This is a genomic window from Sphingopyxis sp. GW247-27LB (genome assembly GCF_002277025.1).
Taxonomy (GTDB): domain Bacteria; phylum Pseudomonadota; class Alphaproteobacteria; order Sphingomonadales; family Sphingomonadaceae; genus Sphingopyxis.
This window is the reverse complement of record NZ_NIWD01000013.1, coordinates 362,044-385,628: the sequence shown is the minus strand read 5'-3', so window position 1 is coordinate 385,628 and position 23,585 is coordinate 362,044. Positions and strand designations below refer to the sequence as shown.

Genomic DNA, 23,585 nt, shown 5'->3' with positions numbered 1-23,585 from the left:
AAGCGGCCCGCTCAAATCATAACTTGCAATCGCCCGTGTGTGGATTCATCGTAGTTTCACAGGGGCCACGGCTAGGTGCCACGGGGTGTGGCCTCCGTAATTGATACGCAGAGATTCGTTCTTGTTTTCAGATAGTTGAAAAGCTGCACCGGCTGGCTGGGGCGGCAGGATTCGAACCTGCGCATGGCGGTACCAAAAACCGCTGCCTTACCGCTTGGCTACGCCCCATCGGGCCGGTGCGAGCGCGTCTATAGCGCCTGGCCCTTGATTGGCAAGGCGGCCTTAGAGGCGCGCGACCCAGCCGTGAGGGTCGGGGGCGAGGCCGCGCTGGATGCCCACCAGCCGGTCCTTGAGCATGTTCGTGACCTGGCCGGGACCACCGGCGCCGATCGTGAAGCTGCTCTCGCCGCGCGTCACCTTGCCGACCGGGGTCACCACCGCGGCGGTGCCGCAGGCGAAGCTTTCGGTCAGGCGGCCGCTTTCCGCATCGGCCTGCCACTGATCGATCGCATAGCGTTCCTCGCGCACCGTCAGGCCGGCGTCCTTTGCCAGCGTGATGATCGCGTCGCGGGTGATGCCGGGCAGGATCGTGCCGGTCAGCGGCGGCGTGACGATGCTGCCGTCGTCAAAGACGAAGAACATGTTCATGCCGCCCAGTTCCTCGATCCAGCGATGCTCGGCGGCGTCGAGAAAGACGACCTGGTCGTGCCCCTTGGCGATCGCCTCGCTCTGCGCGACGAGGCTCGCGGCATAGTTGCCGCCGCATTTGGCGGCGCCGGTGCCGCCCGGCGCGGCGCGGGTATAATCCTCCGACACCCACAGCGACACCGCGGGCGCGCCCGACTTGAAATAATTGCCGACCGGCGAGGCGATGACGAGGAAATGATATTCCGCCGCGGGCTTCACGCCCAGGAACACCTCGCTCGCATACATGAAGGGGCGCAGGTAGAGCGCGCCGCCCGCGACCGGCGGGAACCAGTCCGCGTCGACGCGGACGATCTCCTTCACCGCCGCGATGAACATCTCCTCGGGAAGTTCGGCCATCGCCATGCGGCGCGCGCTGGCGTTGAACCGCGCGGCATTGGCCTCGACGCGGAACAGCGCCATCGACCCGTCGTCGAGGCGATAGGCCTTGAGCCCCTCGAAAATCTCCTGCGCATAGTGGAGCACCGCGGTCGCGGGGTCGAGCGACAGCGGGCCGCGCGGCATCACCTGCGCATCGTGCCAGCCCTTCGCCTCGCTGTAGCGGATCGACACCATATGATCGGTGAAGACGCGCCCGAACACCGGATCGGCGATCGCCGCCGCGCGGACATCGTCCGCGACCGGAGCGGGATGCGGCAGATGGGCGAAAGCGGGAGCGGACATGGACGGAAAACCTTGTGGCTGGGGTTGCGGGTCAGGATCGACCGGTGCGCGCCTCTTGCCAAAGCCGGGCGCGCGGCGCAACGGTAGTGACCATGCCGGATGAAAATTTTCTTTCACAAGTTCCCGCTGCCTCTGCCCTTTTCTTGCGCGAAGAAGAAGTGCGCCGCGGCATCGAATATCTGTTTTTCGCGCATGGCGCGCTGTGGCGGGCGATCGACGCGCGGCTCGCCGAAAAGGCGCTCGGCCGCGCGCATTACCGCGCGCTCTATTTCATCGCGCGCCAGCCCGGCCTGACGATTTCGGACCTGCTCGCGCTGCTCGGCATCACCAAGCAGTCGCTGGGCCGGGTGGTCAAGGATCTCGAGGCACGCGCGTTGCTGACGACGCGGCCGGGGGGCCGCGACCGGCGGCAGAAGGAGCTGCGGCTGACGCCCGAGGGCCGCGCGCTCGAAAGCGCGATCTTCTCGCAGCTGCGCGACACGATGAGCCGCGCCTATACCCATGCGGGCCAGGCGGCGGTCACCGGATTCTGGCAGGTCAGCGAGGCGCTTCTGCCGCCGCGCGACCGGGGACGGGTGGCGCGGTTGGGCCAGACCCCCGATTGAACGGAGGCTAACCCTCGCCGCGCGCAAGATCGGCGAGTTCGCGGCCGCGGTCGCGCGCCGCGCGGAGCACATTGGTCATCAGCGCGACAAGCTGCCCGTCGGCGTCGAGCACGTCGAGCCCGGCCTGCGTCGTGCCGCCCTTGCTCGCGACCTGCGAGACCAGCGTTCCGGGCTTCTCGCTGCTGCCGGCGAGCAGCGCGGTCGCGCCGCCGAAGGTCGCGGTGGCGAGCCGCAGCGCGTCGTCGGCCGACAGGCCGAGCCGCTCGCCCGCCGCGGCATAAGCCTCGATCAGGCGAAAGACGAAGGCGGGGCCGCTGCCGGTGAAGGCGGTCACGAGGTCCATCGCCGAATCGTCGGCCAGGTCGACGACGGTGCCGAGCGGGGTCAGCAGCGCCGAGATCGCCTCGCGATCGGCCTCCCCGAGGCTGGCGACGGCGGAGACCCCCGCGCCGATGCGCGCGGCAAGGTTGGGGAGGATGCGGACCTGCGCCTTGGCTTCCGGGAAGCGCGCCGCGAGATCGGCGAGCGACACGCCCGCGAGGATCGAGAGCAGATGCGTCTCGCCGCCCACCACCGGCGCAAGGTCGCCCGCGACATCGCCGAGCTGCTGCGGCTTCATGCCGAGCATCACCCATTCGGCGGCGCCGTCCGCGGCGAGCCAGTCGGCGAGCGTCGCGAAATGGGCGATGCTCGCGCGCGGCGCCGCGAACGGGTCGACGATCGCGACCTGCGCGGACTCGAGCCCCGCCCCCAGCCAGCGATCGAGCATCGCCCCGGCCATATTCCCGCAACCGACCAGCAGCAGCCGGCCGGTAAAATTCCCCAAAGTCTTCGTCATGGTCCCTGGTCTTCTTTTCTGGTCGTTATGCTTTTCTAGCGGCAACTGCTTTCCGGCCCCGACAGCAGGTCGAGGCACCGTCCGTCGATCTTGCCCGCATCGACCGGCAGGCCGATCAGCGACGCGAGCGTCGGCAATATGTCCACCGTCATCACGGCGTTGGGTTGCTCGAAACCCGACAGTCCCTTGCGCCAGAACAGCATCGGCACGCGCCGGTCATAGTCCCACACCGAGCCGTGCGTCGCGACATAGCCGCGGCTCGTGTCGGCGATCGGGGTGACGCGCGGCTTCAGCACGACGATGAAATCGCCCGAGCGTTCGGCATTATAGGATGCGCGCAGCTTGTCGAGCAGGCTCCAGGTGTCGGGCGCCTGTTTCGAGATCGGGCGCGAAGCGAACTCCTCGCCCGTCACCACCGCCTCGACCTGCGGAAAGGCGCGGAAGCGAGCGATCAGCTCAGCCATCGCCGCCTTGCGCTGCGCCGGGGTCAGCGCCTTCGACAGATACATGTCGCCGAACGGGCCGTCGCTGTAGAGCAAGGGCTGCGGCAGGCCGAGCTTTTCGGCGACCGCCTTGGCGACCGCGTCGGGATCGATCGCGGCATCGACGCGCGCGGCCGCGGGCCAGGCGTTCTGGCGATTGCGCTCGGGGAGGTCGTGGCCGCCATGATCGGCGGTCAGTGCCACGGCATAGTCGATGCCGGCCTGGTCGAGGCGCGCGAAGAAGTCGCCGAGCTCGCGGTCGAGCGCGAGCATCTGCAGGCACATCTCGCTGCCCCCGGTGCCGAAGCCGTGGCCGACATAGTCGGTCGCCGACAGGCCGACGATCAGGAGGTCCGTCGTGCTCCCTTCGCCCAGCTTACGCGCCTGGCGCAGCGCCGCCGCCGCCGCGAGCACCGCCCCGTCGGCCTCGGGCGACGCCATGAAGCGGCGGAAATCGCCGCCATCGCGCGCGAGCCGGCCGGTGCCGACCGTCCGTCCCCCGCCGACCGGAATCGCGATATCGTGCCCGGCGCAGTCGGCCGGCAGCGCGAGACCCGGCTGCGGCGCGGCGATCGCGGCGGCGATCGCGGCGCTGGCCTGGGTCGCGACCGGCGACAGCGTTGTGCCGCGAAAGCTGGTGAGCCCCGTGGGCGCGAGCCACATCAGTTCGTCGGCCTTGCGCCCGCCCATCATGATCGCCGCGCGGTCCTTGCCCGCGACCGAGACGACCTGCGCCTTCGGGGCACGCGCCTTCATCAGGTCACCGAGCGTCGGGACCAGCAGGTGATTCACCGACGCCGCATATTGCTTGGAACTGGTGCCGGGCACCGTCTCGTCCTCGGCGCAATAGAGGCGCTTGTCCTCGCGCGCGGCCGACAGGTCGAAATAATTATTGGCGATGATGCCGGTGTGCGCGGGATGGTTGCCGGTCAGGATCGTCGAATGGCCGGGGCAGGTCTCGGTCGCGCCATGCGCCTGATAGCCCGAGGGAAAGACGACCCCCGACGCGAGCCGTGCGAGGCCGCCGGTGAAATGGCTGCGATATTCGGCGAACAGATCGGCGGAGAACTGGTCGACGGCGATCATCACGATCAGCTTGGGCGGCGCAGTCGCCGCTGTAACCTTTTGCGCTGGTGCGGCCGAATCCTGCGCGAAACCGGCGCCGGCGCCCGCAACACAAAGGGCGGCGGCGAGAGCGGTGGTGAGGGTCTTGAGCTTCACGAGCGGCATCTCCGTTGGACGAGGTATCAGCGCGGGCTGTCCTCTCGGCCAAAGCCGCCTATATGGCAAGCCTCGAAAGACGGGCAGACGCGGGATGGGCATGGATCGCGGGAAAGACGGATTTGTGACACGGCTTTGGCGCGCAGCGATGGCGCTGCTGGCGCTCGTGCTGCTCGCGCTCGCCCCCGCAGCGGCGCAGGGCACGCATATCCAGCCGAAGCTCGTCGCCGAATCGAGCGCGCCCGCACCGGGCGGGTCGACCGCGATCGCGTTGACGATGGCGCCGGACAAGGGCTGGCACGGCTATTGGTCGAACGGCGGCGACGCCGGCTTTGGTTTGCAGGTCGAATGGAACGCGCCCGAGGGGGTGACCGTCGCGCCCTTCCGCTATCCGGTCCCCGAAGCACTGATGCTCTTCGGGATGATGAACCATGTCTATGAACATCCCTATGCGCTGCTCGCCGATGTTCGCATCGACAAGAGCGTCGCGCCGGGAACCGACCTGACGCTGTCGGGCGTCGCCAACTGGCTCGCCTGCACCGACAAGGTGTGCGTGCCCGAAAAGGCGGTGATCGCCGTCGCGCTGCAGGCGGGCGACGGCCATATCGCACCCGACGAGCGCGGGCGGTTCGACGCGTGGCGCGCGAAGCTGCCGCAACCGCTCGACCGCGCTGGGACGTGGGAACGCACGGGCGCCAAGGTGCGGTTCGGCGTGCCGCTTCCCGAAGGGGCGGCGCTCGACGACCCCCATCTTTTCCTCGAGACGCAAAATCTGGTCGATTATGCCGCGCCGCAGGCGTTCAGCCGCAACGGCGACTGGATCGTCATCGAAACGCGCGGCAAGGGCGATGCGTCGGGCGCGGCCCAGGGCTTGCTCAAGCTCGCCGACGGCCGCGGTTTGAGCGTGCGTTTCGAGCCCTCCGCGGTCCGGCTCGCCGGCGATCCGATCCGGACGACGTCCGATGTGGTCGACTTCGGCCTGTTCTGGGCAGCGCTCGGCGGTGCGATCCTCGGCGGCCTGATCCTCAACCTGATGCCCTGCGTCTTTCCGATCCTCAGCCTCAAGGCGCTGAGCCTCGCGCGCTCCGGTGGCGAAGCGCGCGCGGCCAAGGTCGAGGCGCTCGCCTACACAGCGGGGGCGGTCCTCGTCTGCCTCGCGCTCGGGGGGCTCCTCCTGGGCCTGCGCGCCGCGGGCGAGCAGATCGGCTGGGCGTTTCAGCTCCAGCATCCGGTGAGCGTTTTCCTGCTGCTGCTGCTCGCCGTCGCGATCACGCTCAATCTGCTCGGCTTTTATGAACTGCCGTCGTTCGGCGGCGGGCAGAAACTCGCGAGCCAGGGCGGCGCGGCGGGCGGTTTCTGGACCGGCGCCCTCGCCGCCTTCGTCGCGACGCCGTGCAGCGGGCCTTTGCTGGGCGCGGCGCTCGGCGCGACGCTGGTTCTTCCTGCCTGGGCGGCGCTGCCGATCTTCGGCGGGCTGGGGCTGGGCCTTGCTCTGCCCTTCCTCGCGATCGGATTCATCCCTGCGCTGCGCAACCGTCTGCCCAAGCCGGGGCCGTGGATGGCAAAGTTCCGCAAGTGGATGGCGCTGCCGATGGGACTGACCGCGATCGGTCTTTATTGGTTGCTGCGCCAGCAGACCGGACCCGGCATCCACGGTGCGATGATCCTTATCCTCATGATCATCCTGATCGGTGCAATGGCGCATGACTGGCGGAAGCGGGGACGACCGCGGAAACAAGTGATCGCTCTCTATTTCCTGATGTTGACCTTCATGGGCGTGAGCGCTTGGGACGAATTCAGGAAGCCGGATGTCGTCGCCGACAGCTCACAATCGGAAACCTTCTCCCCCGCCGCGCTCGCCAAGGCGCGCGCGACCGGCAAGCCCGTTTTCGTCTATTTCACCGCCGACTGGTGCCTGTCGTGCAAGGCGAACGAGGCGGGCGCGATCGATCGCGCGGCGGTGCAGGAGGCGTTCCGCGACAAGGGCGTCATCATCCTCGTCGGCGACTGGACGAATGGCGATCCCGTCATCACGCGGACCCTCGCCGAACATGGGCGGAACAGCGTGCCGCTCTACCTCTGGTATGCGCCGGGCGCCGATGCGCCCGTCATCCTTCCACAGATCCTGACCCCCGGCACCCTTATCGATCTGGTGGACGGCTGATGGCGAAGCAACGCGCCGACCAGTTGCTCGTCGACCGTGGGCTCGCCGAAAGCCGGACGCGAGCGCAGGCGCTCATCCTCGCGGGGCTCGCCTTCGTCGGCGACCGCAAGATCGACAAGGCGGGGCAGCAGATCGCCGACGATGCGGAGGTCAGCGTCAAGGGCCGCGATCACCCCTGGGTGTCGCGCGGCGGGATCAAGCTCGACCACGCGCTCGCGCATCTCGGCTGGGACGTCGCGGGCGCCGTCGCGATCGACGTCGGCTCGTCGACCGGGGGTTTTACCGACGTGCTGCTGAGCCGCGGCGCGGCGCGCGTCTATGCGGTCGATTCGGGCACCAACCAGCTCGCGTGGAAGCTGCGGCAGGACGATCGCGTCGTCGTCCACGAACAGACAAGCGCGCGCATCCTGACCGTCGATCATATCCCCGAGCCCATCGACCTGATCGTCTGCGACGCGAGCTTCATCGCGCTCGCCAAGGTGCTGCCGGTGCCGATGTCCTTCGCTCGGGGCGGCGCGCGGCTGGTCGCGCTGATCAAGCCGCAGTTCGAGGCCGAGCGGCACGAGGTCGGCAAGAAGGGCGTGGTGCGCGATGCGGCGGTCCACGCGCGCGTCTGCGGCGAGGTTCGGGCGTGGCTGGAGAGCGAAGGCTGGGCGGTCGCCGATCTGGTCGAAAGCCCGATCACGGGGCCCGAGGGCAATGTCGAATTTCTGATCGCCGCCGTAAAACCAGCGTCTTGACGCGGGGCCCGGCTGCCGCGACACCCCTTGCGACCGAATTTTGCGCAAGGGGGCGTGTGCATGACCGAATTGGCCACTCCGGGGCAGCTTCGCATGTCCTATTGGCGCTGGGCGATGGTAACGGTTCCGGCGATCGTGCTGATCGGCAGCCTGTCGGGGCTGCTGTCGAACAGCGGCTATGGCAATCGCTGGTTCGCCGCGCTCGACCTGCCCGCGATCACCCCGCCGGGGTGGGTGTTCGCGACCGTCTGGCCGGCTCTCTACATCTGCCTCGGCCTGTCGCTCGCGATGGTGCTCCATGCGCGCGGCGCGAAGGGGCGCGGCTTCGCGCTGCTGCTCTTCTTCGTCCAGCTCGCCGCGAACCTCGCCTGGTCGCCGCTCTTCTTCGGCGCGCATCAGGTGACGACCGCGCTCTACCTGATCATCTTCATCCTGATGGTGACGGTCGCCACCGCCTTCGCCTTTTCGCCGATCCGCAAGGCGGCGGCTTGGCTGCTCGTCCCTTATATGGCGTGGCTCGCCTTCGCGGCGATCCTGAATTTCCAGATCGACCAGCGCAATCCCGACGCCGAAACCCTTGTCCCCGCCGCCGCGAGCACCCAGATAGGATGACGGCAAGGGGGCACTCCCCCACAAAGGAAGTTTGACATGCAAAGCGAGAACCGGATTTTCGACGACTTCGCCAAGATGGTGAACGGCATCGCCGGGACCGTCGCCGGTGCCGGCCGCGAGGCCGAGGCGGCGATGCGCGAGCGCGCGAAAGAATGGATCGGCCGCATGGACTTCGTCAGCCGCGAGGAATTCGAGGCGGTGAAGGAAATGGCCGCAAAGGCGCGCGCCGAGGCCGAGGCGCTGAAGGCGCGGCTCGACAAGCTCGAAGGCGCGGCGAAGCCCGCCGCCGTCCGCACGCCGACGGCAAAGCCCGCGACCAAGCCCGCGGCGCGCAAGCCCAAGGCGAAATGATGCGTCGCCCCCGCGAAGGCGGGGCCGTCGGCTGCCTTATGCCAGACCGATAGCCGTCCCCGCCTCCGAGGGGGCGACGTTTTTGTGTGGCTGACTCGCCACCAGGCCGAACAGCCGCTAAAGCGCCCCGATGAGCGACGATATCTACGACGATGATGACGGCCACGAAGCGGCGCCGATGGAGATGCTGGCGTCCTATTTCGCCGCGCACGACTGGCCGCACGAGATGGTCGGCGAGGACGAGATCGTCGCGACCGCGCAGGGAAGCTGGACGACCTATGAGCTGCGCGCGGTGTGGCGCGCCGACGATGGCGTCATCCAATTGCTCGCCTTCCCCGACATCCGCGTCGTCGAGGACAAGCGCGCCGTCGCGCACGAGGCGCTGGCGCTGATCAACGAGCAATTGTGGCTCGGCCATTTCGAGCTGTGGTCGAACAGCGGCACCATCTTGTTCCGCCACGGCATGCTGGTTGGCGGCAACGCGTCGCTGGCGCTCGATCTCACCGAAACGCTGGTCGAAACCGCGATCGACGAATGCGAGCGCTTTTATCCGGTGTTCCAGTTCGTGCTGTGGGGCGGCAAGTCGCCTGCCGAGGCGCTGGCGGCCTCGCTGATCGAAACGCGCGGCGAGGCGTAAGCCGTTTTGCTCCGACGCGGCCCAGACCAACAAGGTTCGTCATTGCGAGCGCAGCGAAGCAATCCAGAGTAGCGTAAACCGCCCTGGATTGCTTCGCTGCGCTCGCAATGACGGGACCGAAAAGCTAGCGCCTCTCGAACTTCGTCAGCCGCGGCCCCAGTTCGTTGGCACCGATCGCCAGCGGCTCGCCGCTCCAGTCGGCGACGAACACCGACGGCCAGCTCACCCCTTCGGACAGGCGCGCGCGATTGCCCGCGATAGCAAGGCCGCGCGACGGATTGTCGCGCCCCTCGGCCGCGACCGCGATGAAGGCCGAATGATTTTCCTTGTCGCTTCCCTGCACGAACAGATTGTCCGTGATCCGCCCGGTCGACCCCGACGGCAGGTCGATCATGTAGTTGGTGGCCTGGCCCTGCGTGTCGTCGAAGCTGTTGTCGCTGACGTCGACGCGAACCGCGCGCGTCTTCAGATAATGGCCGCCGCTGCCCTTTTCGAAGCGGCTGTGGGTCACGATAACCTGGCCGTAGGCGCCGGTATAGACGCTGTGCGCGCAGCTCAGTCCGCGGTCGCAGCGGCCGAGGCGCGAGAAGGTCGAGCGGTCGATGGTCAGCGTTGCGTCCGGATCGTCGGCGGTCAATATGCCCTGCTCGCTGCTGCGGAACAGGCTGTTCACGACCGCGAGATCGCTTTTTTCGAGCCGGATGCCCGCGCCGTTGCCGTCGGGAACGCGCATGTTCTGAAAGACGATGCCGTCGACCCGCGCGCCCGCGCCGCGCAGCACCAGCGCCGCCTTGCCCTCGCAGGTCACCCCGTCGAAGATCGCGCGGCCAGGTTCGGCGGCAACGAAGGCGATGCGCCCCGCGGTCTGCACCGCACAATCGCGGTGATAGCCGGGTGCGATGCGGATCGTCCCCTCGCCCCCGCCGATCGCGTCGACCGCATCCTGCAGCCGGGAAAAGCCCCTGCCGTCGATGCTGTAGGGCGCGCTGCCCGGCTGCGCGGGCGACGGCACCGGCGCGAGCAGGAGCGGAAGGACGAAGAGCGGCAGCAGCGGCCGGCGAAAGAGCGATTTTGCCATGGCCGCGACATAGCCCGGCGCGCGCCGCAAGTCGTTCGCGAAGCTGGTTAATCAGTGGACCGTCCCCTTATCGGACAGTCGCACAGGCAGACGTTAATCGAGGTTCGGCCGAAGCCAGCGCGTCGCGGTCGCGAGGTCGACTCCGCGGCGCGTCGCATAGTCGGCAAGCTGATCCTCGCCGATCCGCGCGACCCCGAAATAGCTCGCGTCGGGGTGGCCGAAATAGAAGCCCGACACCGCCGCCGTCGGCAGCATCGCGAAATGGTCGGTGAGCGTCGCGCCCGAATTATGGCCCGCGTCGAGCAACTCGAACAGGATCGGCTTCAGGCTGTGGTCGGGGCACGCCGGATAGCCGGGCGCCGGACGAATGCCACGATATTCCTCCTTGATGATCGCCTCGGGCGTCAATTGCTCGCCCGGCGCATAGCCCCACAATTGGGTGCGGACATGCGCGTGGAGCCGCTCGGCGAAGGCTTCGGCGAAGCGGTCGGCGAGCGCTTTCAGCAATATGTCGCTATAATCGTCGTGCGCCGCCTTGAAGCGCGCGAGGTGCGGCTCGATGCCATGGATCGCGACCGAAAAGCCCCCGATCCAGTCGCCATCGGGGCTGATGAAATCGGCGAGGCACATGTTGGGGCGCCCCTCGCGCTTGGCAATCTGCTGGCGCAGGAAGGGGACGCGGACATGCCGCTCCTCTTCCTCCAGATGGATGATGACGTCGTCGCCCTCGCGCCGGCACGGCCACAGCCCCGCGACGCCGCGCGCGTGAAGCCAGCCCTCGGCGATGATCGTGTCGAGCATCGCGCGCGCGTCGGCGAACAGGTTGCGCGCGCTCTCCCCGACGATCTCGTCATCGAGGATCGCGGGATAGACGCCCGCAAGCTCCCACGCGCGGAAGAAGGGCGTCCAGTCGAACCATTCGGCAAGCTCGGCGAGGTCCCAATTGTCGAATGCGTGCACCCCCGGTTTTTCGGGCGGAAAGGGCCGGATATGCTCGTCGATGGCAAAGCCGTTCGCGCGCGCGTCGGCGATGGGCACGAGCGCGCTCTGCCCCTTGTTCGCGCGAACCTCGCGGATATGCTCATAATCCTGCTTGTAGCCGCCGACGAAGGCGTCGAATCCGGTGTCGCTGACCAGCGCGGTCGCGACGCCGACCGCGCGGCTCGCGTCGAGCACATGCAGCACCGGACCCGCATAGGCCGGGTCGATGCGCAGGGCGGTGTGGACCCGCGACGTCGTCGCGCCGCCGATCAGCAGCGGCATCGTCATGCCCGCGCGCTGCATCTCTTCGGCGACGGTCACCATCTCGTCGAGCGACGGCGTGATCAGGCCGCTGAGGCCGATCATGTCGGCGTCATTCTCGTTCGCCGCCTCCAGGATTTTCGACCAGGGCACCATCACGCCGAGGTCGACGATCTCGAAGCCGTTGCACTGGAGCACGACGCCGACGATATTCTTGCCGATGTCGTGGACGTCGCCCTTGACCGTCGCCATCACGACCTTGCCCTTGCCCTTCGCGCCGGGCTCCTTCGCCGCCTCGATGAAGGGGAGCAGGTGCGCGACCGCCTTCTTCATTACGCGCGCCGATTTGACGACCTGCGGCAGGAACATCTTGCCCGACCCGAACAGGTCGCCGACGACGTTCATTCCGTCCATCAGGGGGCCTTCGATGACCTCGATCGGGCGGTCCATGGCGAGGCGCATCTCTTCCGTGTCCGCGACGATATGCGCGTCGATGCCCTTGACCAGCGCATGTTCGAGCCGCTTGCGCACCTCCCAGCCGCGCCATTCCTCGGCGGCCTTTTCCTGCGCGGCATCCTTGCCCTTGTAGCGTTCGGCGAGCGCGATCAGCCGCTCGGTCGGACTTTCCGCTTCGCCTTCCACCTTGCGGTTGAGGATGACGTCCTCGCAGGCGTTCCGCAGCTCGGGATCGATCGTGTCGTAGACGTCGAGCTGGCCTGCATTGACGATCGCCATGTCGAGCCCGGCGGGGATCGCATAATAGAGGAAAACGCTGTGCATCGCGCGGCGCACGACTTCGTTGCCGCGAAAGCCGAACGACAGGTTGGAGAGACCGCCCGAGAAATGCGCGTGCGGACAGCGGACGCGGATTTCCTTCACCGCCTCGATGAAGTCGACCGCATAATTGTCATGTTCCTCGAGCCCCGTCGCGATGGCGAAGATATTGGGGTCGAAGATGATATCCTCGGGCGGGAAGCCGATGCCCGTGAGCAGCTTGTAGGCGCGTTCGCAGATCTCGATCTTGCGCGCTTTCGTGTCGGCCTGCCCGACCTCGTCGAACGCCATCACGACGACCGCGGCGCCATAGGCCATGCACAGCCTCGCGTGCGCGAGAAAGGGCTCCTCGCCCTCCTTCATGCTGATCGAATTGACGATCGGCTTGCCCGGCACGCATTTGAGTCCCGCCTCGATCACGTCCCACTTCGACGAGTCGATCATCACCGGCACCCGCGCGATGTCGGGTTCGGCGGCGATCAGCTTCAGGAAGGTGGTCATCGCGCGCTCGGCGTCGAGCAGCCCTTCGTCCATGTTCACGTCGATGACCTGCGCGCCGTTCTCGACTTGCTGGCGCGCGACTTCGACCGCGGCGGTGAAATCGTCGGCGAGGATCAGCTTCTTGAACGCCGCCGATCCGGTGACGTTGGTGCGCTCGCCGATATTGACGAAACTGGAGGAGGCGGCGGTTGTCATGGGGTAATCCTGAGAGTGAACATCAAGCGGCGAGCGGGCGGGCGAGAACGCGGTCGTCGTAGAGCTTGCCCCCGACGTTGAAGCGGCGCGTTCCGATGTCGACGAAACCCTGCTTGCGATAGAAAGCGAGCGCGCGTTCGTTGCGGGCATAGACGCCGAGGAGAAGGCGGCGATGGCCCTCGGCCGCCGCGACGGCCTCCCGCATCAGCGCGGCGCCGAGGCCACTGCCGTGGAAGCGCGACAGCGAATAGATGCGCTTGAGCTCGATATCGCCCTCCGCCGCCGCGTCCAGATCGGGCCTGGCGACGAGCGCGAAACCGATCGGCGCGCCGCCCGGCTGCGCTTCGGCGAGCCACGCTCGCGCACCCGACGCCAGCCAGGCGCGATAGGCGGATTCTTCATGCTGCGCGGCGCAATGGGCGACGATCGCCGCGCCGTCGAGAATGCCGGCGAAGGTTTCGAGGAAGGTCGCCGCGCCGATCAGCGCGAGCGCGGCGGCGTCATCCTCTCCGGCTTCGCGGATCGTCCATGTCGGTCCCTCGTCCATCAGGATGCGGCCGCCATGGTGAAGGGTTCGAGCCCGGCGAGCCGCGTGCGAACCGGCACGTCGGGAACATGGCGCGGGGCGAGACCCTCGATGGCGCGGGCCATCGCGGCAATGTGGGCCGGCGTCGAACCGCAGCAGCCGCCAAGGATGTTGACCTGGCCATGCTCGGCCCATTCGCGCACGAGCCCGGCGGTGGTGTCGGGCGTCTCGTCATATTCGCCGAGCTCGTTGGGCAGCCCCGCGTTCGGATAGACCATCACCAGCGTGTCGGCGAGGTCGGAGAGGACGCGGACGTGCGGGCGAAGCTGCGCCGCGCCGAACGAGCAGTTCAGCCCGACGGTCAGCGGCCTTGCGTGCCGCACCGCATACCAGAACGCCTCGACCGTATGGCCGGACAGGTTGCGGCCCGACAGGTCGGTGAGCGTCATCGAGATCATCAGCGGCAGTTCGCGCCCCACCTTGGCCTCGGCCTCCAGCGTCGCGGCGATGCCGGCCTTGGCGTTCAACGTGTCGAAGATCGTCTCGATCAGAATGAAATCGGCGCCGCCCTCGGCAAGCGCGACCACCTGGTCCAGATAGACCTGCTTCAGCTCGTCGAAATCAATCTCGCGAAAGCCGGGGTTGTTGACGTCGGGCGACAGCGACAGCGTCTTGTTGGTCGGCCCGACCGCGCCCGCAACGAAGCGGCGGCGGCCGTCCTGTGCGGCGAACTTGTCCGCCGCCTCGCGGCCGAGCCGCGCGCTTTCATGATTGATGTCGGCGACCAGCGCCTCGGCGCCATAGTCGGCCTGGCTGATCCGGTTGGCGCTGAAGGTGTTGGTCGACACGATGTCCGATCCGGCGGCGAGATAAGCTTCGCCGATCGCCGCGACCACGTCGGGGCGGGTCAGCGCGAGGATGTCGTTATTGCCCTTCTGGTCGTGCGAAAGGCCGAGGCTTCCCGCATAATCGGCCTCGCCCAGCTTGCGCAGCTGGATCTGCGTACCCCAGCCGCCGTCGGTCAGGAGGATGCGCTCCTTCGCGGCCGTCCGCAGGGCTTCACGGGCGCTCGTGGTGGCTGCGGTCATGCGGCTTGCTCCTTGATGGGCGCCACGGCGGGGCGCAGGCCGAGCAGGTGGCAGATGGCGTAGCTCAGCTCCGCCCGGTTGAGCGTGTAGAAGTGGAAATCGCGCACGCCGCCCGCATAGAGGCGGCGGCACATCTCGGCGGCGATCGTCGCGGCGACGAGCTGGCGCGCCGCGGGCAGATCGTCGAGCCCCTCGAACAGCGACACCATCCACGACGGGATCGCCGCGCCGCACATATCGGCCATGCGCCGCGTCTGCGACACGTTCGACACCGGCAGGATGCCGGGAATGATCGGCGTATCGATACCCGCCGCCGCCGCCGCGTCGCGAAAACGCAGGAAGGCGTCGGGCGAGAAGAAGAACTGCGTGATCGCGCGCGTCGCGCCCGCATCGAGCTTGCGCTTCAGATTGTCGAGGTCGGCCTGCGGGCAATCCGAATCGGGATGGACCTCGGGGTAGGCCGCGACCGAAATGTCGAACGGCGCGATAGCCTTGAGCCCCGCGACCAGTTCGGCGGCGTTGGCATAGCCGTGGGGATGCGCTCGATAGGGCGCGCCGCCCGGCACGTCGCCGCGCAGCGCGACGATATGGCGCACCCCGGCATCCCAATAGGCGCGCGCGACCGCGTCGATTTCATCCTTCGAGGCCTCGACGCAGGTCAGGTGCGCGGCGGGCGGCACCGCGCTTTCCGCCGCGATCCGCGCGACGGTCGCGTGGGTGCGCTCGCGCGTCGACCCACCCGCGCCATAGGTGACCGACACGAAGCTCGGACCCAGCGGTTCCAGGGTGCGGAACGTGTCCCACAGCTGCGCCTCCATCTTCTCGGTCTTGGGCGGGAAGAATTCGAAGCTGACGCCGATGTCGCCCGCCAGGTCGGCGAACAGCGGAGTCGCAGCGGCGCGGCGCGCCTCGGCAATGGAGTTGAGGGTCGAGGTCATGCCGCAAGCCTTTTGCGCGGGCCGTCGCCTTCGCGGGCGACCGGCGGTTGATCTTCGTCGCTGCGGCGGCGGCCGAGCCAGAGCTTCACGGCCAGCTCCCCGCCTTCGAGCGTCTGGGTGGTTTCGAGCAGCAGGCCCGACGAGGCGAACCAGCCGCGGATCTGCGCGTCCGAGAAGCCGAGGCGCGCATGCGCCGCGAGCGTGCGCAATTCCTCGTCCTCGTGCGGCGCGAAATCGACGACGAGCAGGTGTCCGCCGCCGCGCAGCACCCGGCTCGCCTCGGCGATGACGCGGTCGGGCTCGTGCGCGAAGTGCAGCGCCTGATGGATGACGATGCTGTCGATGCTGGCATCGGCCACCGGCAGGTTCAGGAAGTCGCCCTGGACGAGGTCGATCGGCACCGGCTGGCCGGCGAGCTTCGCCCGCGCGATGCGCAGCATGTCGGGACTGCGGTCGAGCGCGGTGATGCGGCGCACCGTCGGCGCGAAGATTTCGGCCATGCGCCCGGTGCCCGTTCCGATGTCGAGCAGGTGCCCGAGCCGGCGCCCCGCGACCATCGCCAGCATTGCCGCCTCGACCTCGCTCTCGGCGACGTGGCGCGACCGGATCGCGTCCCATTCGGCGGCATGTTCGGCGAAATAGCGCTCGGCCGCGGCGACGCGATCGATCCGCACCGCCGCCAGCCGGCGCGCGTCGTGCGCGACGACGAGCGCCTCGCGCGCCGAAAAGGGCCATTCGTCGGCGCGCGCGATGATATCGCTCACCGGCCCCTCCTCGACAATGCGCAGGAAAACCCAGCTTCCCTCGCGCCGGCGCTCGACGATTCCGGCGTCGGCGAGGATGCGGACGTGGCGCGAGACGCGGGGCTGGCTCTGTTCGAGCACGACCGCCAGTTCGCCGATCGCCAGCTCCATCTCGCGCAGCAGAGCGACGATCCGCAGGCGCGTCGGATCGGCCAGAGCGCGAAAAATGTCGAGCAGCTCGGTCATGAATCTACATATAAAGGTTTCTTTATATCCGGTCAACCGGACAACGGCCCGCCTTTTCCTGCCGCTTGCGTGGACGACGCGACGCGCAATGCGGCGAATAGCGGGCGCCGTCTCCAAAAAGGTCGTTGCACGCGATTTGGCGAGATTGTAGCTCTAAGCGCGATTGGCAATGTGCCGGGGCGAAAGGGTTCGCATCCGTATGCCGGTCGATCAGTTCAATCGAGAGGGATATGCCCAAATGAAGAAATCGATCACTCTGTCGCTCGTCCTGGCTGCGTCGCTCGGCCTCGCCGCTTGCGGTGAAAAGGCTGCCGACGATGCGGCGGCGACCGCCGACGACACCACGGCGACCATGGACGGCGCCGCTGACAGCGCGATGAACGCCGCCGAAGGCGCGACCGACGCCGCCGCCGCTGCGGGCACCGCCGCCGATGCCGCTGGCGATGCCGCCAACGCCGCCGCGACCGGCGACGCCGCCGCCGCGACCGACAAGGCCACCGAAGCCGCCGACGCCGCCAAGGAAGCGACCGACGCCGCCAAGGGCGCGATGGAAGAAGCCAAGAAGTAAGCTTCTTTCCGGCGTTCAAGCCGAACAGAAAAGGGGGTCGCCGGCAGGGTCCGGCGGCCCCTTTTTCTTTCTGGAACAAGGAACAAGGCGCAGGCTCCGCCCGATGTGGTTGCCAAGGGCTTCATCTGGGGTTAACTCTGCGCGCTTGGCGGACGGGACCGGATCGCCAAGCCATTCGAAAGGAATTACCATGCGCAAGTTCATCATCGTGTCGATGGCCGCCGCGGCCTTCAGCCTCGCCGCTTGCTCGGAGAAGGCGCAGCAGGAAACCTCGGAAGCCGGCGCTGCCGTCGCTGACGATGCCGCTGCTGCGGGCGATGCAGTCGCCGAAGGCGCTGCCGATGCCGCCGACGCGACCGCCGACGCTGCGAAGGACGCGGGCAACGCCGTCGAGGGCGCGGTGAACGCTGCTGGCGACGCCGCCGCGACCGCCGGCGACAAGGTCAAGGAAGAGACCGCGAAGGCGGAAGCCAACGACAAGCAGTAATCGGGGCTTGCGCGCCGCGGCGCGCGATCCGAGAACGGGGCTCCATTCCGCGCGAATGGAGCCCTTTTTCGTGAGAGGCGAGCGATGGCGACACGGATATGGCATACCGCCCTGCTGACGGCCGCGTTCATGGCGGCGGCCGGGTGTAGCCGCACCGATAACGAGCCCGGCCCGGGCGGGGTGACGGTCAGCGAGGCGAAGGCGCTCGACCAGGCGGCGGAGATGCTCGAAAGCCGCGACGCGCCGCCGCCGTCCGACGCGGACAAGCCCGCCGGAGAGCCGCCGCGATGACCGATCCCGTCGCCATCGTCTTCCTGCTGTTCCCGGGCATCACCCAGCTCGACTTCACCGCCCCGGCGCAGGCGCTCAGCCGCATGCCGGGCGCGCGGCTGGCGGGCGCGGCGGCGAGCCCCGACCCGATCGCGACCGACAGCGGCTTCGCGATCGTGCCGACGCATGATTTCGCCGCCTGTCCCCAAGCCGATATCCTGTGCGTCCCCGGCGGGCACGGCGTCGCCGACGCGCTCGGCGACGCCGCGACGATCGCGTTCATCGCCCGCCAGGCCGCGAGTGCGCGCTGGGTGACGAGCGTGTGCACGGGCGCCTTTCTGCTCGGCCGCGCCGGGTTGCTTCAGGGCAAGCGCGCGACGACGCACTGGGCCTATACCCATTTGCTGCCGCGGGTCGGTGCCGAACCCGCGCCCGGCCGGGTGGTCGAGGACGGCAATCTGGTGACCGCCGGCGGCGTGACCTCGGGGCTCGACTTCGCGCTCACCCTGATCGCGCGGCTCCGGGGCGACGCGGTCGCGCAGGCGATTCAGCTTGCGATCGAATATGACCCCGCCCCGCCCTTCGTCGGCGGCCACCCCGGCCGCGCTCCGGCGGCGGTGACGGAAGGGCTGAAGGCGCGCGTCTATGACGCCGCGGCGGCGCGGATGGCCGAATGCCTCGATCGGTCGCTTTTCGCGTGAGGAACCCGGCGAAACCGCCGACGGTCATCGGCGAAGGTCGCGGCAGGCCCGCTCCAGACCCAGTTCGCACGCGCGGCCGAGATAGGTCGTGCTCGTCCCGCGATTGACGGGCACGCCCTGGCCGGTGCGATAGAGACGCGACAGATTGTAGCAGGCGTTGCCGTCCTTCAATTCGCATCCGCGGTCGTAGCCCGCGACGGCCAGCGACAGGTCCTGCGGCCCGCCCTTGCCATTCTCGAACAGGATAGCCAGCGAGTTGCAACCCCCGCCATAGTCGAGACCGCAGGATTTCGCATAGGCGAGGCGGGCCTTGGCCCGATTTTCCTTGCCGCCCATATCCTGGTCGAGCGCCCAGCCGTAGGCGGCGCACGAACGACCATGACCGCGATCGCAGAGATCCGAATAGGCTTTCACCGCGCGCGGGAAATCGGCCGCCGTCCCCTCGCCCTTTTCCTCCTTGACCGCGGCCCAGAAGCAGCTGTCGAGCTGGCCGAGTTCGCAGGCGCGGCGATAGTTGCGCAGCGATTCCGCATAATCCCGCGCGCCGCCGATCGGTCGATCGAAGGCAATCGCCGCGTTCTGACATCCCAACGGGTTGTCGAGCGCGCAAGCCTTTACATAGAGCGCGCGCGCCTGGTCCGGATTCGCGGCCACGCCCTTCCCCGTTTCGTAACGATGGCCGAGATTGGAGCAGGCGAAAGGCTCGCCGCCCTCGCATGCCTTGGCCAGTATCGCCGTGCTCGCCGCCTTTTCCTCATCCGTCCTGGCATTTTCCAGCGTCAGGATCGCGAGGCTGTTGCACCCGGCCAGATAGGCCCGGTCGCAGGCTTGGGCGAAGAGTTGCTCGGCCCGGGCGCGATCCTGCGCGACCGCGACCCCTTTCTGGTACAATTCGGCAAGATAGGAACAGGCGCGCCCGTTGCCGCTATCGCACTCGCCGGGCAACAAGCGTGCGGCGATGACATAGAGCTTGCGTTCGGCCGCCTCGACGCCGGTTTTCGGAGCGGCGGGGGGAGCCGGCGGGGCGGGCGGAATGAAGACGGGGGGCGGCGCCACTATCTTCGGCTTTGCCGGGACATCCTGCGCTGCCGCCCTGCTCGGCGCCATGGCCGAAGAAAACATCAGGGCGATCGCGACGACAAGCATCCACCTCACCGAACTTCTCCCCCATTATTGTTGAAAAACAATCGAAGTTTTGAATAATGGTCTTTTCACTACTGTAAAGGGAACGGTTCATGAGGGGGAAATGGGGGATGGGCCTTCTGGCCGTCACCGCGCTGGCGGGGTCGGCTCATGCGGCCGCGCAAACGACGAATCCGCATCCGCCCCGGGTGGTGAGCCCGCCTCCGCCGGTCTACATCCCCCCGCCCCCGATCGATACCGCAGCGCCCGGCAAGACGTCGCTCGAGGAGCAAATCGCGCGCTGGGGAGCAGCGCCGGCCCAGGCGGCGACGCCCGCGATCCTTCTCGACAAGAAGGAAGCCAAGGCCCTGCGCCGGAAAAGGAATCAGGACCGCGAGCAATGCCTGAACAGCGAAAAACTCAGAGTGTGGATGGCGACGCCGAAACTCGAGGCTTGCGACCGGGTTCTGGCGATGGCGGCGGATGCGAGCGAAGGCTGGGACATGCGCGCGCGGCTGCTGCAGGGTCGCGCGGTATCGCTGTTGTCGCTGGACGGCGACCGGCTCGCCATGGCGGCGCTCGATGAATCGGACGCCATCGGCGAAGCGGCGCACGACAGCCTGTTCGACCTCGGGGTCGGGCTCAGCAACGACATGCTGCGCGCCTATGCGATGAATCGCCTCGGCAGGGCGGACGAGGCTCGGGAGATACTCGGCCGGATTCGCGCGGCGCGCCCCTATGCGGCCAGCGTGGTGGCCTCGGCGGACCTGATCGAGGTCGCGGCGATCGACCGAACGGCGATGCGCGCGCGGCTCGCCGAGCGCATCGCGATCGACCCCGATGCGCTGCGGATCATATTCCTCGTCGACCTGCTGGACGGGCGGTTGCCCGAAGCCGACGCAGTGGGCGAGCAAATCAGCCTGACCGAGCCCAAGATGAGAGGCGGCTGGAAAATGATCGGCGGCCTCGATCCCGTGCAACAGGTGGAACGCGAGATGATCTTTCAGGGGCTGCGCGCCTATGTGGCCGCGGCGCTGGGGGACATGGCGCGCGCCGACCAATTGTCGAAGGACACCCGGACGCTGGTATCCGACTATATCGGCGAGGATCCGCGTAACGAACAGCAGCGCCGCATCTCCAATATCCGCGTCAAGGAGTATCTGGCTCGGGTCGAGTCGAGCAAGGGCATGCTCACCATCGCGACCGGCTTCGATACGATCATCGGGCTTCGCCGCGAGGTGGCCGGGTTGACCCCGAAACAATTGGCCGAACGGGTGACGCCGTTATCGTCGCCGGGAATGCTGCCCGCGCTGGTCGAAATGCTGCGGCAGATTCGCGGTCCCGAACAGGCCGAAGCCACGGCGACCGCCGATCTGATCACCAGGGAGGTGGTGGGAAACATCATGACGCTGGAGGCGGGCGATCTCGGCATGCTGCTGCCCAAGGCCGAGGCGCTGGACGATATTCCCAAGTTCGCCTCCGCCGCCAGCAAATGGCTGTTCAGCGATGGATCGGGCTGGTCGCAAGCCAAGGAAGGCGATGGCAGCATCCGAACCGTGCGGTACGAGACGCTCGTGGGCAGCAGGGCGATGATGGAGGAGATGGCGTTGCTGGCCGCCGCTCAACTCGCTCGCGAGGAGGGCAAGGATGGCTTCGTGATCCTCAGCAACCGGACCTTTGCGCGGCAGACGACGACCACCGGATGGGGAGGCAGCTCGACCTATTCGTCGGGCTTCGAATCGCAGGCCCGCATCCAGCTTGTCGACAGCGCAAATCCGCCGGCGCCCTTTACCGATCAGACGGCGCGCATCATCACCGTTTCGCAGATCGAACGCGACCTTCAGCCGCGATATGATCGCTATATGGCCGCCAAGGAAGCGCTGCGGCAGGCAAAGAAAGCCAGAGATTAAACCCGAAACGGGGCCGGCACCGACCGGATGCCATGAAGAAGGGCCGGGGAGTTTCCTCCCCGGCCCCTCGTGTCAGCTTGCGCCGAGCGGTGGGTGCAGGACTTTAGAAGTCCATGCCGCCCATGCCGCCCATGCCGCCGCCGCCCATCGGCATCGCCGGCTTGTCTTCGGGCAGCTCGCTCACCGCCGCTTCGGTGGTGATGAGCAGGCCCGCGACCGACGCGGCGTCCTGGAGCGCGGTGCGGACGACCTTGGTCGGGTCGATCACGCCGGCCTTGACCAGATCCTCATATTCGTCGGTCGCGGCGTTGAAGCCGTGGCTGGTGTTCGACTGGTCGAACAGCTTGCCCGCGACGACCGCGCCGTCGAAACCGGCGTTCTCGGCGATCTGGCGAACCGGCGCCTGCAGCGCGCGACGGATGATGTCGATGCCGCGGGTCTGGTCCTCGTTCGAGCCGGTCAGGCCGTCGAGCGCCTTGGTCGCATAGAGGAGCGCGGTACCGCCGCCGGGGACGATGCCTTCCTCGACCGCGGCGCGGGTCGCGTGAAGCGCGTCGTCGACGCGGTCCTTGCGTTCCTTCACCTCGACTTCCGACGCACCGCCGACCTTGATCACGGCAACACCGCCGGCGAGCTTCGCCAGACGTTCCTGCAGCTTTTCACGGTCGTAGTCCGACGTCGTGGTCTCGATCTGCGCGCGGATCTGCTCGACCCGGCCCTTGATCGTTTCGGCGTCGCCGGCACCGTCGACGATGGTGGTGTTGTCCTTGTCGATGGTGACGCGCTTGGCCTGGCCGAGCATGTTCAGCGTGACCGTCTCGAGCTTGATGCCCAGGTCTTCCGAGATCATCTCGCCATTGGTGAGGATCGCGATGTCCTGGAGCATCGCCTTGCGGCGATCGCCGAAGCCCGGCGCCTTGACGGCGGCGACCTTGAGGCCGCCGCGCAGGCGGTTCACGACGAGGGTGGCGAGCGCTTCGCCTTCGATGTCCTCGGCGATGATCAGCAGCGGGCGGCCCGACTGCACCACGGCTTCGAGGATCGGCAGCATCGACTGGAGGTTCGACAGCTTCTTTTCGAAGATCAGGATGTACGGATCGGCCAGCTCGACGAGCATCTTTTCCGGGTTGGTGATGAAATAGGGGCTGAGGTAGCCGCGGTCGAACTGCATGCCTTCGACGACGTCGAGTTCGAAATCGAGGCCCTTGGCTTCCTCGACGGTGATCACGCCTTCCTTGCCGACCTTTTCCATCGCTTCGGCGATCTTCTCGCCGACTTCCTTGTCGCCGTTCGCCGAGATGATGCCGACCTGGGCGATTTCCGCCGAGCCCTTGACCGCCTTCGACTGGCTCTTGATCGTCTCGACGACCTTGGCGGTCGCGAGGTCGATGCCGCGCTTCAGGTCCATCGGGTTCATGCCGGCCGCGACCGACTTCATGCCTTCGCGCACGATCGCCTGGGCGAGCACGGTCGCGGTGGTGGTGCCGTCGCCGGCGAGGTCATTGGTCTTCGACGCGACTTCGCGCAGCATCTGCGCGCCCATATTCTCGAACTTGTCCTTGAGTTCGATTTCCTTGGCGACGGTGACGCCGTCCTTGGTGATGCGGGGGGCGCCGAAGCTCTTGTCGATGACGACGTTGCGGCCCTTGGGGCCCAGCGTGACCTTCACCGCGTCGGCGAGGATGTCGACGCCGCGCAGGATGCGCTCGCGCGCGTCGCGGCTGAATTTTACGTCTTTCGCAGCCATGTGCTAATTCCTTTCAAGGCGCAGAAAACTGCGCAACTTCACACTGAAATCGATGAACAGGCTCAGGCGATGATGCCGAGGATGTCCGATTCCTTCATGATCAACAGCTCTTCGCCGTCGACCTTGACTTCGGTGCCCGACCATTTGCCGAACAGGATGCGGTCGCCGGCCTTGACGTCGAGCGGCGTGACCTTGCCGTCTTCGGCCTTGATACCGGTGCCGACGGCGACGACTTCGCCTTCCTGCGGCTTTTCCTTGGCGGTGTCGGGGATGATGATGCCGCCGGCCGTCTTTTCTTCGGCTTCGATACGGCGGACGAGCACGCGATCGTGCAGCGGACGAAATTGCATGGATATCCCTCCAGAGGTGCAATGGATGTCATTTTAGCACTCGCAAGGTCGGAGTGCTAACAGGCGGGCATATGGGTCGAG

23 protein-coding genes and 1 tRNA gene are annotated in these 23,585 nt (G+C 67.4%); 11 read left to right on the top strand and 13 right to left on the bottom strand.

Translation table 11 applies throughout. The features are described 5' to 3' along the window. Positions 1-153: 153 nt before the first annotated feature. Positions 154-228, bottom strand: a tRNA-Gln gene (locus tag CD928_RS18995). Positions 229-282: 54 nt separating this feature from the next. Beyond that, entirely contained in the window at positions 283-1,368 is a 1,086-nt protein-coding gene (locus tag CD928_RS18990) for a branched-chain amino acid aminotransferase (RefSeq protein WP_095388636.1), read from the bottom strand. A 92-nt stretch (positions 1,369-1,460) separates the two neighbouring features. Here CD928_RS18990 and CD928_RS18985 point away from each other — a divergent pair, with 92 nt between their 5' ends. Next, positions 1,461-1,973: a MarR family winged helix-turn-helix transcriptional regulator gene (locus CD928_RS18985; RefSeq protein ID WP_095388635.1), complete on the top strand. Its 513-nt coding sequence runs from the start codon at positions 1,461-1,463 to the stop codon at positions 1,971-1,973. Between the two features lie 7 nt (positions 1,974-1,980). Here the strand turns inward: CD928_RS18985 and CD928_RS18980 are convergent, their stop codons facing one another. Then, entirely contained in the window at positions 1,981-2,811 is an 831-nt protein-coding gene (locus CD928_RS18980; protein ID WP_095388634.1) for a pyrroline-5-carboxylate reductase, read from the bottom strand. Positions 2,812-2,846: 35 nt separating this feature from the next. After that, positions 2,847-4,523, bottom strand: coding sequence for an alkaline phosphatase family protein (locus CD928_RS18975; protein WP_095388633.1), 1,677 nt, complete (start codon positions 4,521-4,523; stop codon positions 2,847-2,849). Positions 4,524-4,614: 91 nt separating this feature from the next. Here CD928_RS18975 and CD928_RS18970 point away from each other — a divergent pair, with 91 nt between their 5' ends. The 5 genes from CD928_RS18970 to CD928_RS18950 all read left to right on the top strand — a co-directional run bounded on the left by CD928_RS18970 (position 4,615) and on the right by CD928_RS18950 (position 9,018). Beyond that, a complete protein-coding gene (locus CD928_RS18970) occupies positions 4,615-6,678 on the top strand; it encodes a protein-disulfide reductase DsbD (RefSeq protein WP_095388705.1) in 2,064 nt (687 codons plus the stop codon). Continuing rightward, positions 6,678-7,418 carry a TlyA family RNA methyltransferase gene (locus tag CD928_RS18965; RefSeq protein WP_095388632.1) on the top strand — a complete coding sequence of 247 codons (741 nt, stop codon included), beginning with the start codon at positions 6,678-6,680 and terminating at the stop codon, positions 7,416-7,418. Before CD928_RS18970 ends, CD928_RS18965 begins: the two co-directional genes overlap by 1 nt. A gap of 60 nt (positions 7,419-7,478) precedes the next feature. After that, positions 7,479-8,030: a TspO/MBR family protein gene (locus CD928_RS18960; RefSeq protein WP_095388631.1), complete on the top strand. Its 552-nt coding sequence runs from the start codon at positions 7,479-7,481 to the stop codon at positions 8,028-8,030. A gap of 36 nt (positions 8,031-8,066) precedes the next feature. Next, positions 8,067-8,381 (top strand): accessory factor UbiK family protein, encoded by a 315-nt coding sequence (locus CD928_RS18955; protein ID WP_095388630.1) that lies wholly within the window; start codon positions 8,067-8,069, stop codon positions 8,379-8,381. Between the two features lie 130 nt (positions 8,382-8,511). Continuing rightward, positions 8,512-9,018 carry a YbjN domain-containing protein gene (locus CD928_RS18950; protein WP_095388629.1) on the top strand — a complete coding sequence of 169 codons (507 nt, stop codon included), beginning with the start codon at positions 8,512-8,514 and terminating at the stop codon, positions 9,016-9,018. A gap of 124 nt (positions 9,019-9,142) precedes the next feature. On the opposite strand, the gene CD928_RS18945 is transcribed toward CD928_RS18950, so the two are convergent. The 6 genes from CD928_RS18945 to CD928_RS18920 all read right to left on the bottom strand — a co-directional run bounded on the left by CD928_RS18945 (position 9,143) and on the right by CD928_RS18920 (position 16,349). Continuing rightward, positions 9,143-10,096, bottom strand: coding sequence for a right-handed parallel beta-helix repeat-containing protein (locus tag CD928_RS18945; protein WP_095388704.1), 954 nt, complete (start codon positions 10,094-10,096; stop codon positions 9,143-9,145). A 93-nt stretch (positions 10,097-10,189) separates the two neighbouring features. Then, on the bottom strand, positions 10,190-12,928 hold the full coding sequence (gene metH, locus CD928_RS18940; protein ID WP_095388703.1) for a methionine synthase: 2,739 nt from the start codon (positions 12,926-12,928) through the stop codon (positions 10,190-10,192). After that, entirely contained in the window at positions 12,831-13,355 is a 525-nt protein-coding gene (locus tag CD928_RS18935) for a GNAT family N-acetyltransferase (RefSeq protein WP_095388628.1), read from the bottom strand. Before CD928_RS18935 ends, metH begins: the two co-directional genes overlap by 98 nt. Continuing rightward, positions 13,355-14,422: a homocysteine S-methyltransferase family protein gene (locus tag CD928_RS18930; protein ID WP_095388627.1), complete on the bottom strand. Its 1,068-nt coding sequence runs from the start codon at positions 14,420-14,422 to the stop codon at positions 13,355-13,357. Before CD928_RS18930 ends, CD928_RS18935 begins: the two co-directional genes overlap by 1 nt. Then, entirely contained in the window at positions 14,419-15,360 is a 942-nt protein-coding gene (gene metF, locus CD928_RS18925) for a methylenetetrahydrofolate reductase (RefSeq protein WP_095388626.1), read from the bottom strand. Before metF ends, CD928_RS18930 begins: the two co-directional genes overlap by 4 nt. After that, on the bottom strand, positions 15,357-16,349 hold the full coding sequence (locus tag CD928_RS18920) for a metalloregulator ArsR/SmtB family transcription factor (protein WP_095388625.1): 993 nt from the start codon (positions 16,347-16,349) through the stop codon (positions 15,357-15,359). Before CD928_RS18920 ends, metF begins: the two co-directional genes overlap by 4 nt. 238 nt (positions 16,350-16,587) lie before the next feature. On the opposite strand from CD928_RS18920, the gene CD928_RS23500 reads away from it, so the two are divergent. The 4 genes from CD928_RS23500 (at position 16,588) to CD928_RS18900 (ending at position 18,375) form a co-directional block, all read left to right on the top strand. After that, positions 16,588-16,917, top strand: coding sequence for a hypothetical protein (locus CD928_RS23500; protein ID WP_095388702.1), 330 nt, complete (start codon positions 16,588-16,590; stop codon positions 16,915-16,917). A 190-nt stretch (positions 16,918-17,107) separates the two neighbouring features. Continuing rightward, positions 17,108-17,404, top strand: a complete 297-nt coding sequence (locus tag CD928_RS18910) for an entericidin EcnAB (protein WP_095388624.1) — start codon at positions 17,108-17,110, stop codon at positions 17,402-17,404. Between the two features lie 84 nt (positions 17,405-17,488). After that, the gene (locus CD928_RS18905; RefSeq protein WP_095388623.1) at positions 17,489-17,695 is read left to right on the top strand and encodes a hypothetical protein; all 207 of its coding nucleotides are present in this window, start codon (positions 17,489-17,491) and stop codon (positions 17,693-17,695) included. Then, the gene (locus CD928_RS18900; protein WP_095388622.1) at positions 17,692-18,375 is read left to right on the top strand and encodes a DJ-1/PfpI family protein; all 684 of its coding nucleotides are present in this window, start codon (positions 17,692-17,694) and stop codon (positions 18,373-18,375) included. The genes CD928_RS18905 and CD928_RS18900 overlap by 4 nt, the downstream gene beginning before the upstream one ends. 24 nt (positions 18,376-18,399) lie before the next feature. On the opposite strand, the gene CD928_RS18895 is transcribed toward CD928_RS18900, so the two are convergent. Continuing rightward, complete coding sequence (locus CD928_RS18895) at positions 18,400-19,521, bottom strand: tetratricopeptide repeat protein (protein ID WP_095388621.1); 1,122 nt, start codon at positions 19,519-19,521, stop codon at positions 18,400-18,402. Positions 19,522-19,610: 89 nt separating this feature from the next. Between CD928_RS18895 and CD928_RS18890 the strand changes: the two genes are divergently transcribed. Beyond that, complete coding sequence (locus tag CD928_RS18890; RefSeq protein ID WP_141237197.1) at positions 19,611-21,407, top strand: hypothetical protein; 1,797 nt, start codon at positions 19,611-19,613, stop codon at positions 21,405-21,407. 103 nt (positions 21,408-21,510) lie between these two features. On the opposite strand, the gene groL is transcribed toward CD928_RS18890, so the two are convergent. Together groL and groES are read right to left on the bottom strand one after the other, a co-directional pair. Next, positions 21,511-23,154, bottom strand: a complete 1,644-nt coding sequence (gene groL, locus CD928_RS18885; protein WP_095388619.1) for a chaperonin GroEL — start codon at positions 23,152-23,154, stop codon at positions 21,511-21,513. 62 nt (positions 23,155-23,216) lie between these two features. Next, the gene (gene groES, locus CD928_RS18880; RefSeq protein ID WP_095388618.1) at positions 23,217-23,504 is read right to left on the bottom strand and encodes a co-chaperone GroES; all 288 of its coding nucleotides are present in this window, start codon (positions 23,502-23,504) and stop codon (positions 23,217-23,219) included. Between the last annotated feature and the right edge of the window lie 81 nt (positions 23,505-23,585).

What these genes read in the sequence shown, in the direction of transcription:
- CD928_RS18990 (WP_095388636.1), bottom strand. Translation starts at nt 1,368, where the DNA reads ATGTCCGCTCCCGCTTTCGCCCATCTGCCGCATCCCGCTCCGGTCGCG.
- CD928_RS18985 (WP_095388635.1), top strand. Translation starts at nt 1,461, where the DNA reads ATGCCGGATGAAAATTTTCTTTCACAAGTTCCCGCTGCCTCTGCCCTT.
- CD928_RS18980 (WP_095388634.1), bottom strand. Translation starts at nt 2,811, where the DNA reads ATGACGAAGACTTTGGGGAATTTTACCGGCCGGCTGCTGCTGGTCGGT.
- CD928_RS18975 (WP_095388633.1), bottom strand. Translation starts at nt 4,523, where the DNA reads ATGCCGCTCGTGAAGCTCAAGACCCTCACCACCGCTCTCGCCGCCGCC.
- CD928_RS18970 (WP_095388705.1), top strand. Translation starts at nt 4,615, where the DNA reads ATGGATCGCGGGAAAGACGGATTTGTGACACGGCTTTGGCGCGCAGCG.
- CD928_RS18965 (WP_095388632.1), top strand. Translation starts at nt 6,678, where the DNA reads ATGGCGAAGCAACGCGCCGACCAGTTGCTCGTCGACCGTGGGCTCGCC.
- CD928_RS18960 (WP_095388631.1), top strand. Translation starts at nt 7,479, where the DNA reads ATGACCGAATTGGCCACTCCGGGGCAGCTTCGCATGTCCTATTGGCGC.
- CD928_RS18955 (WP_095388630.1), top strand. Translation starts at nt 8,067, where the DNA reads ATGCAAAGCGAGAACCGGATTTTCGACGACTTCGCCAAGATGGTGAAC.
- CD928_RS18950 (WP_095388629.1), top strand. Translation starts at nt 8,512, where the DNA reads ATGAGCGACGATATCTACGACGATGATGACGGCCACGAAGCGGCGCCG.
- CD928_RS18945 (WP_095388704.1), bottom strand. Translation starts at nt 10,096, where the DNA reads ATGGCAAAATCGCTCTTTCGCCGGCCGCTGCTGCCGCTCTTCGTCCTT.
- CD928_RS18935 (WP_095388628.1), bottom strand. Translation starts at nt 13,355, where the DNA reads ATGGACGAGGGACCGACATGGACGATCCGCGAAGCCGGAGAGGATGAC.
- CD928_RS18930 (WP_095388627.1), bottom strand. Translation starts at nt 14,422, where the DNA reads ATGACCGCAGCCACCACGAGCGCCCGTGAAGCCCTGCGGACGGCCGCG.
- metF (WP_095388626.1), bottom strand. Translation starts at nt 15,360, where the DNA reads ATGACCTCGACCCTCAACTCCATTGCCGAGGCGCGCCGCGCCGCTGCG.
- CD928_RS18920 (WP_095388625.1), bottom strand. Translation starts at nt 16,349, where the DNA reads ATGACCGAGCTGCTCGACATTTTTCGCGCTCTGGCCGATCCGACGCGC.
- CD928_RS23500 (WP_095388702.1), top strand. Translation starts at nt 16,588, where the DNA reads ATGAAGAAATCGATCACTCTGTCGCTCGTCCTGGCTGCGTCGCTCGGC.
- CD928_RS18910 (WP_095388624.1), top strand. Translation starts at nt 17,108, where the DNA reads ATGCGCAAGTTCATCATCGTGTCGATGGCCGCCGCGGCCTTCAGCCTC.
- CD928_RS18905 (WP_095388623.1), top strand. Translation starts at nt 17,489, where the DNA reads ATGGCGACACGGATATGGCATACCGCCCTGCTGACGGCCGCGTTCATG.
- CD928_RS18900 (WP_095388622.1), top strand. Translation starts at nt 17,692, where the DNA reads ATGACCGATCCCGTCGCCATCGTCTTCCTGCTGTTCCCGGGCATCACC.
- CD928_RS18895 (WP_095388621.1), bottom strand. Translation starts at nt 19,521, where the DNA reads ATGCTTGTCGTCGCGATCGCCCTGATGTTTTCTTCGGCCATGGCGCCG.
- CD928_RS18890 (WP_141237197.1), top strand. Translation starts at nt 19,611, where the DNA reads ATGAGGGGGAAATGGGGGATGGGCCTTCTGGCCGTCACCGCGCTGGCG.
- groL (WP_095388619.1), bottom strand. Translation starts at nt 23,154, where the DNA reads ATGGCTGCGAAAGACGTAAAATTCAGCCGCGACGCGCGCGAGCGCATC.
- groES (WP_095388618.1), bottom strand. Translation starts at nt 23,504, where the DNA reads ATGCAATTTCGTCCGCTGCACGATCGCGTGCTCGTCCGCCGTATCGAA.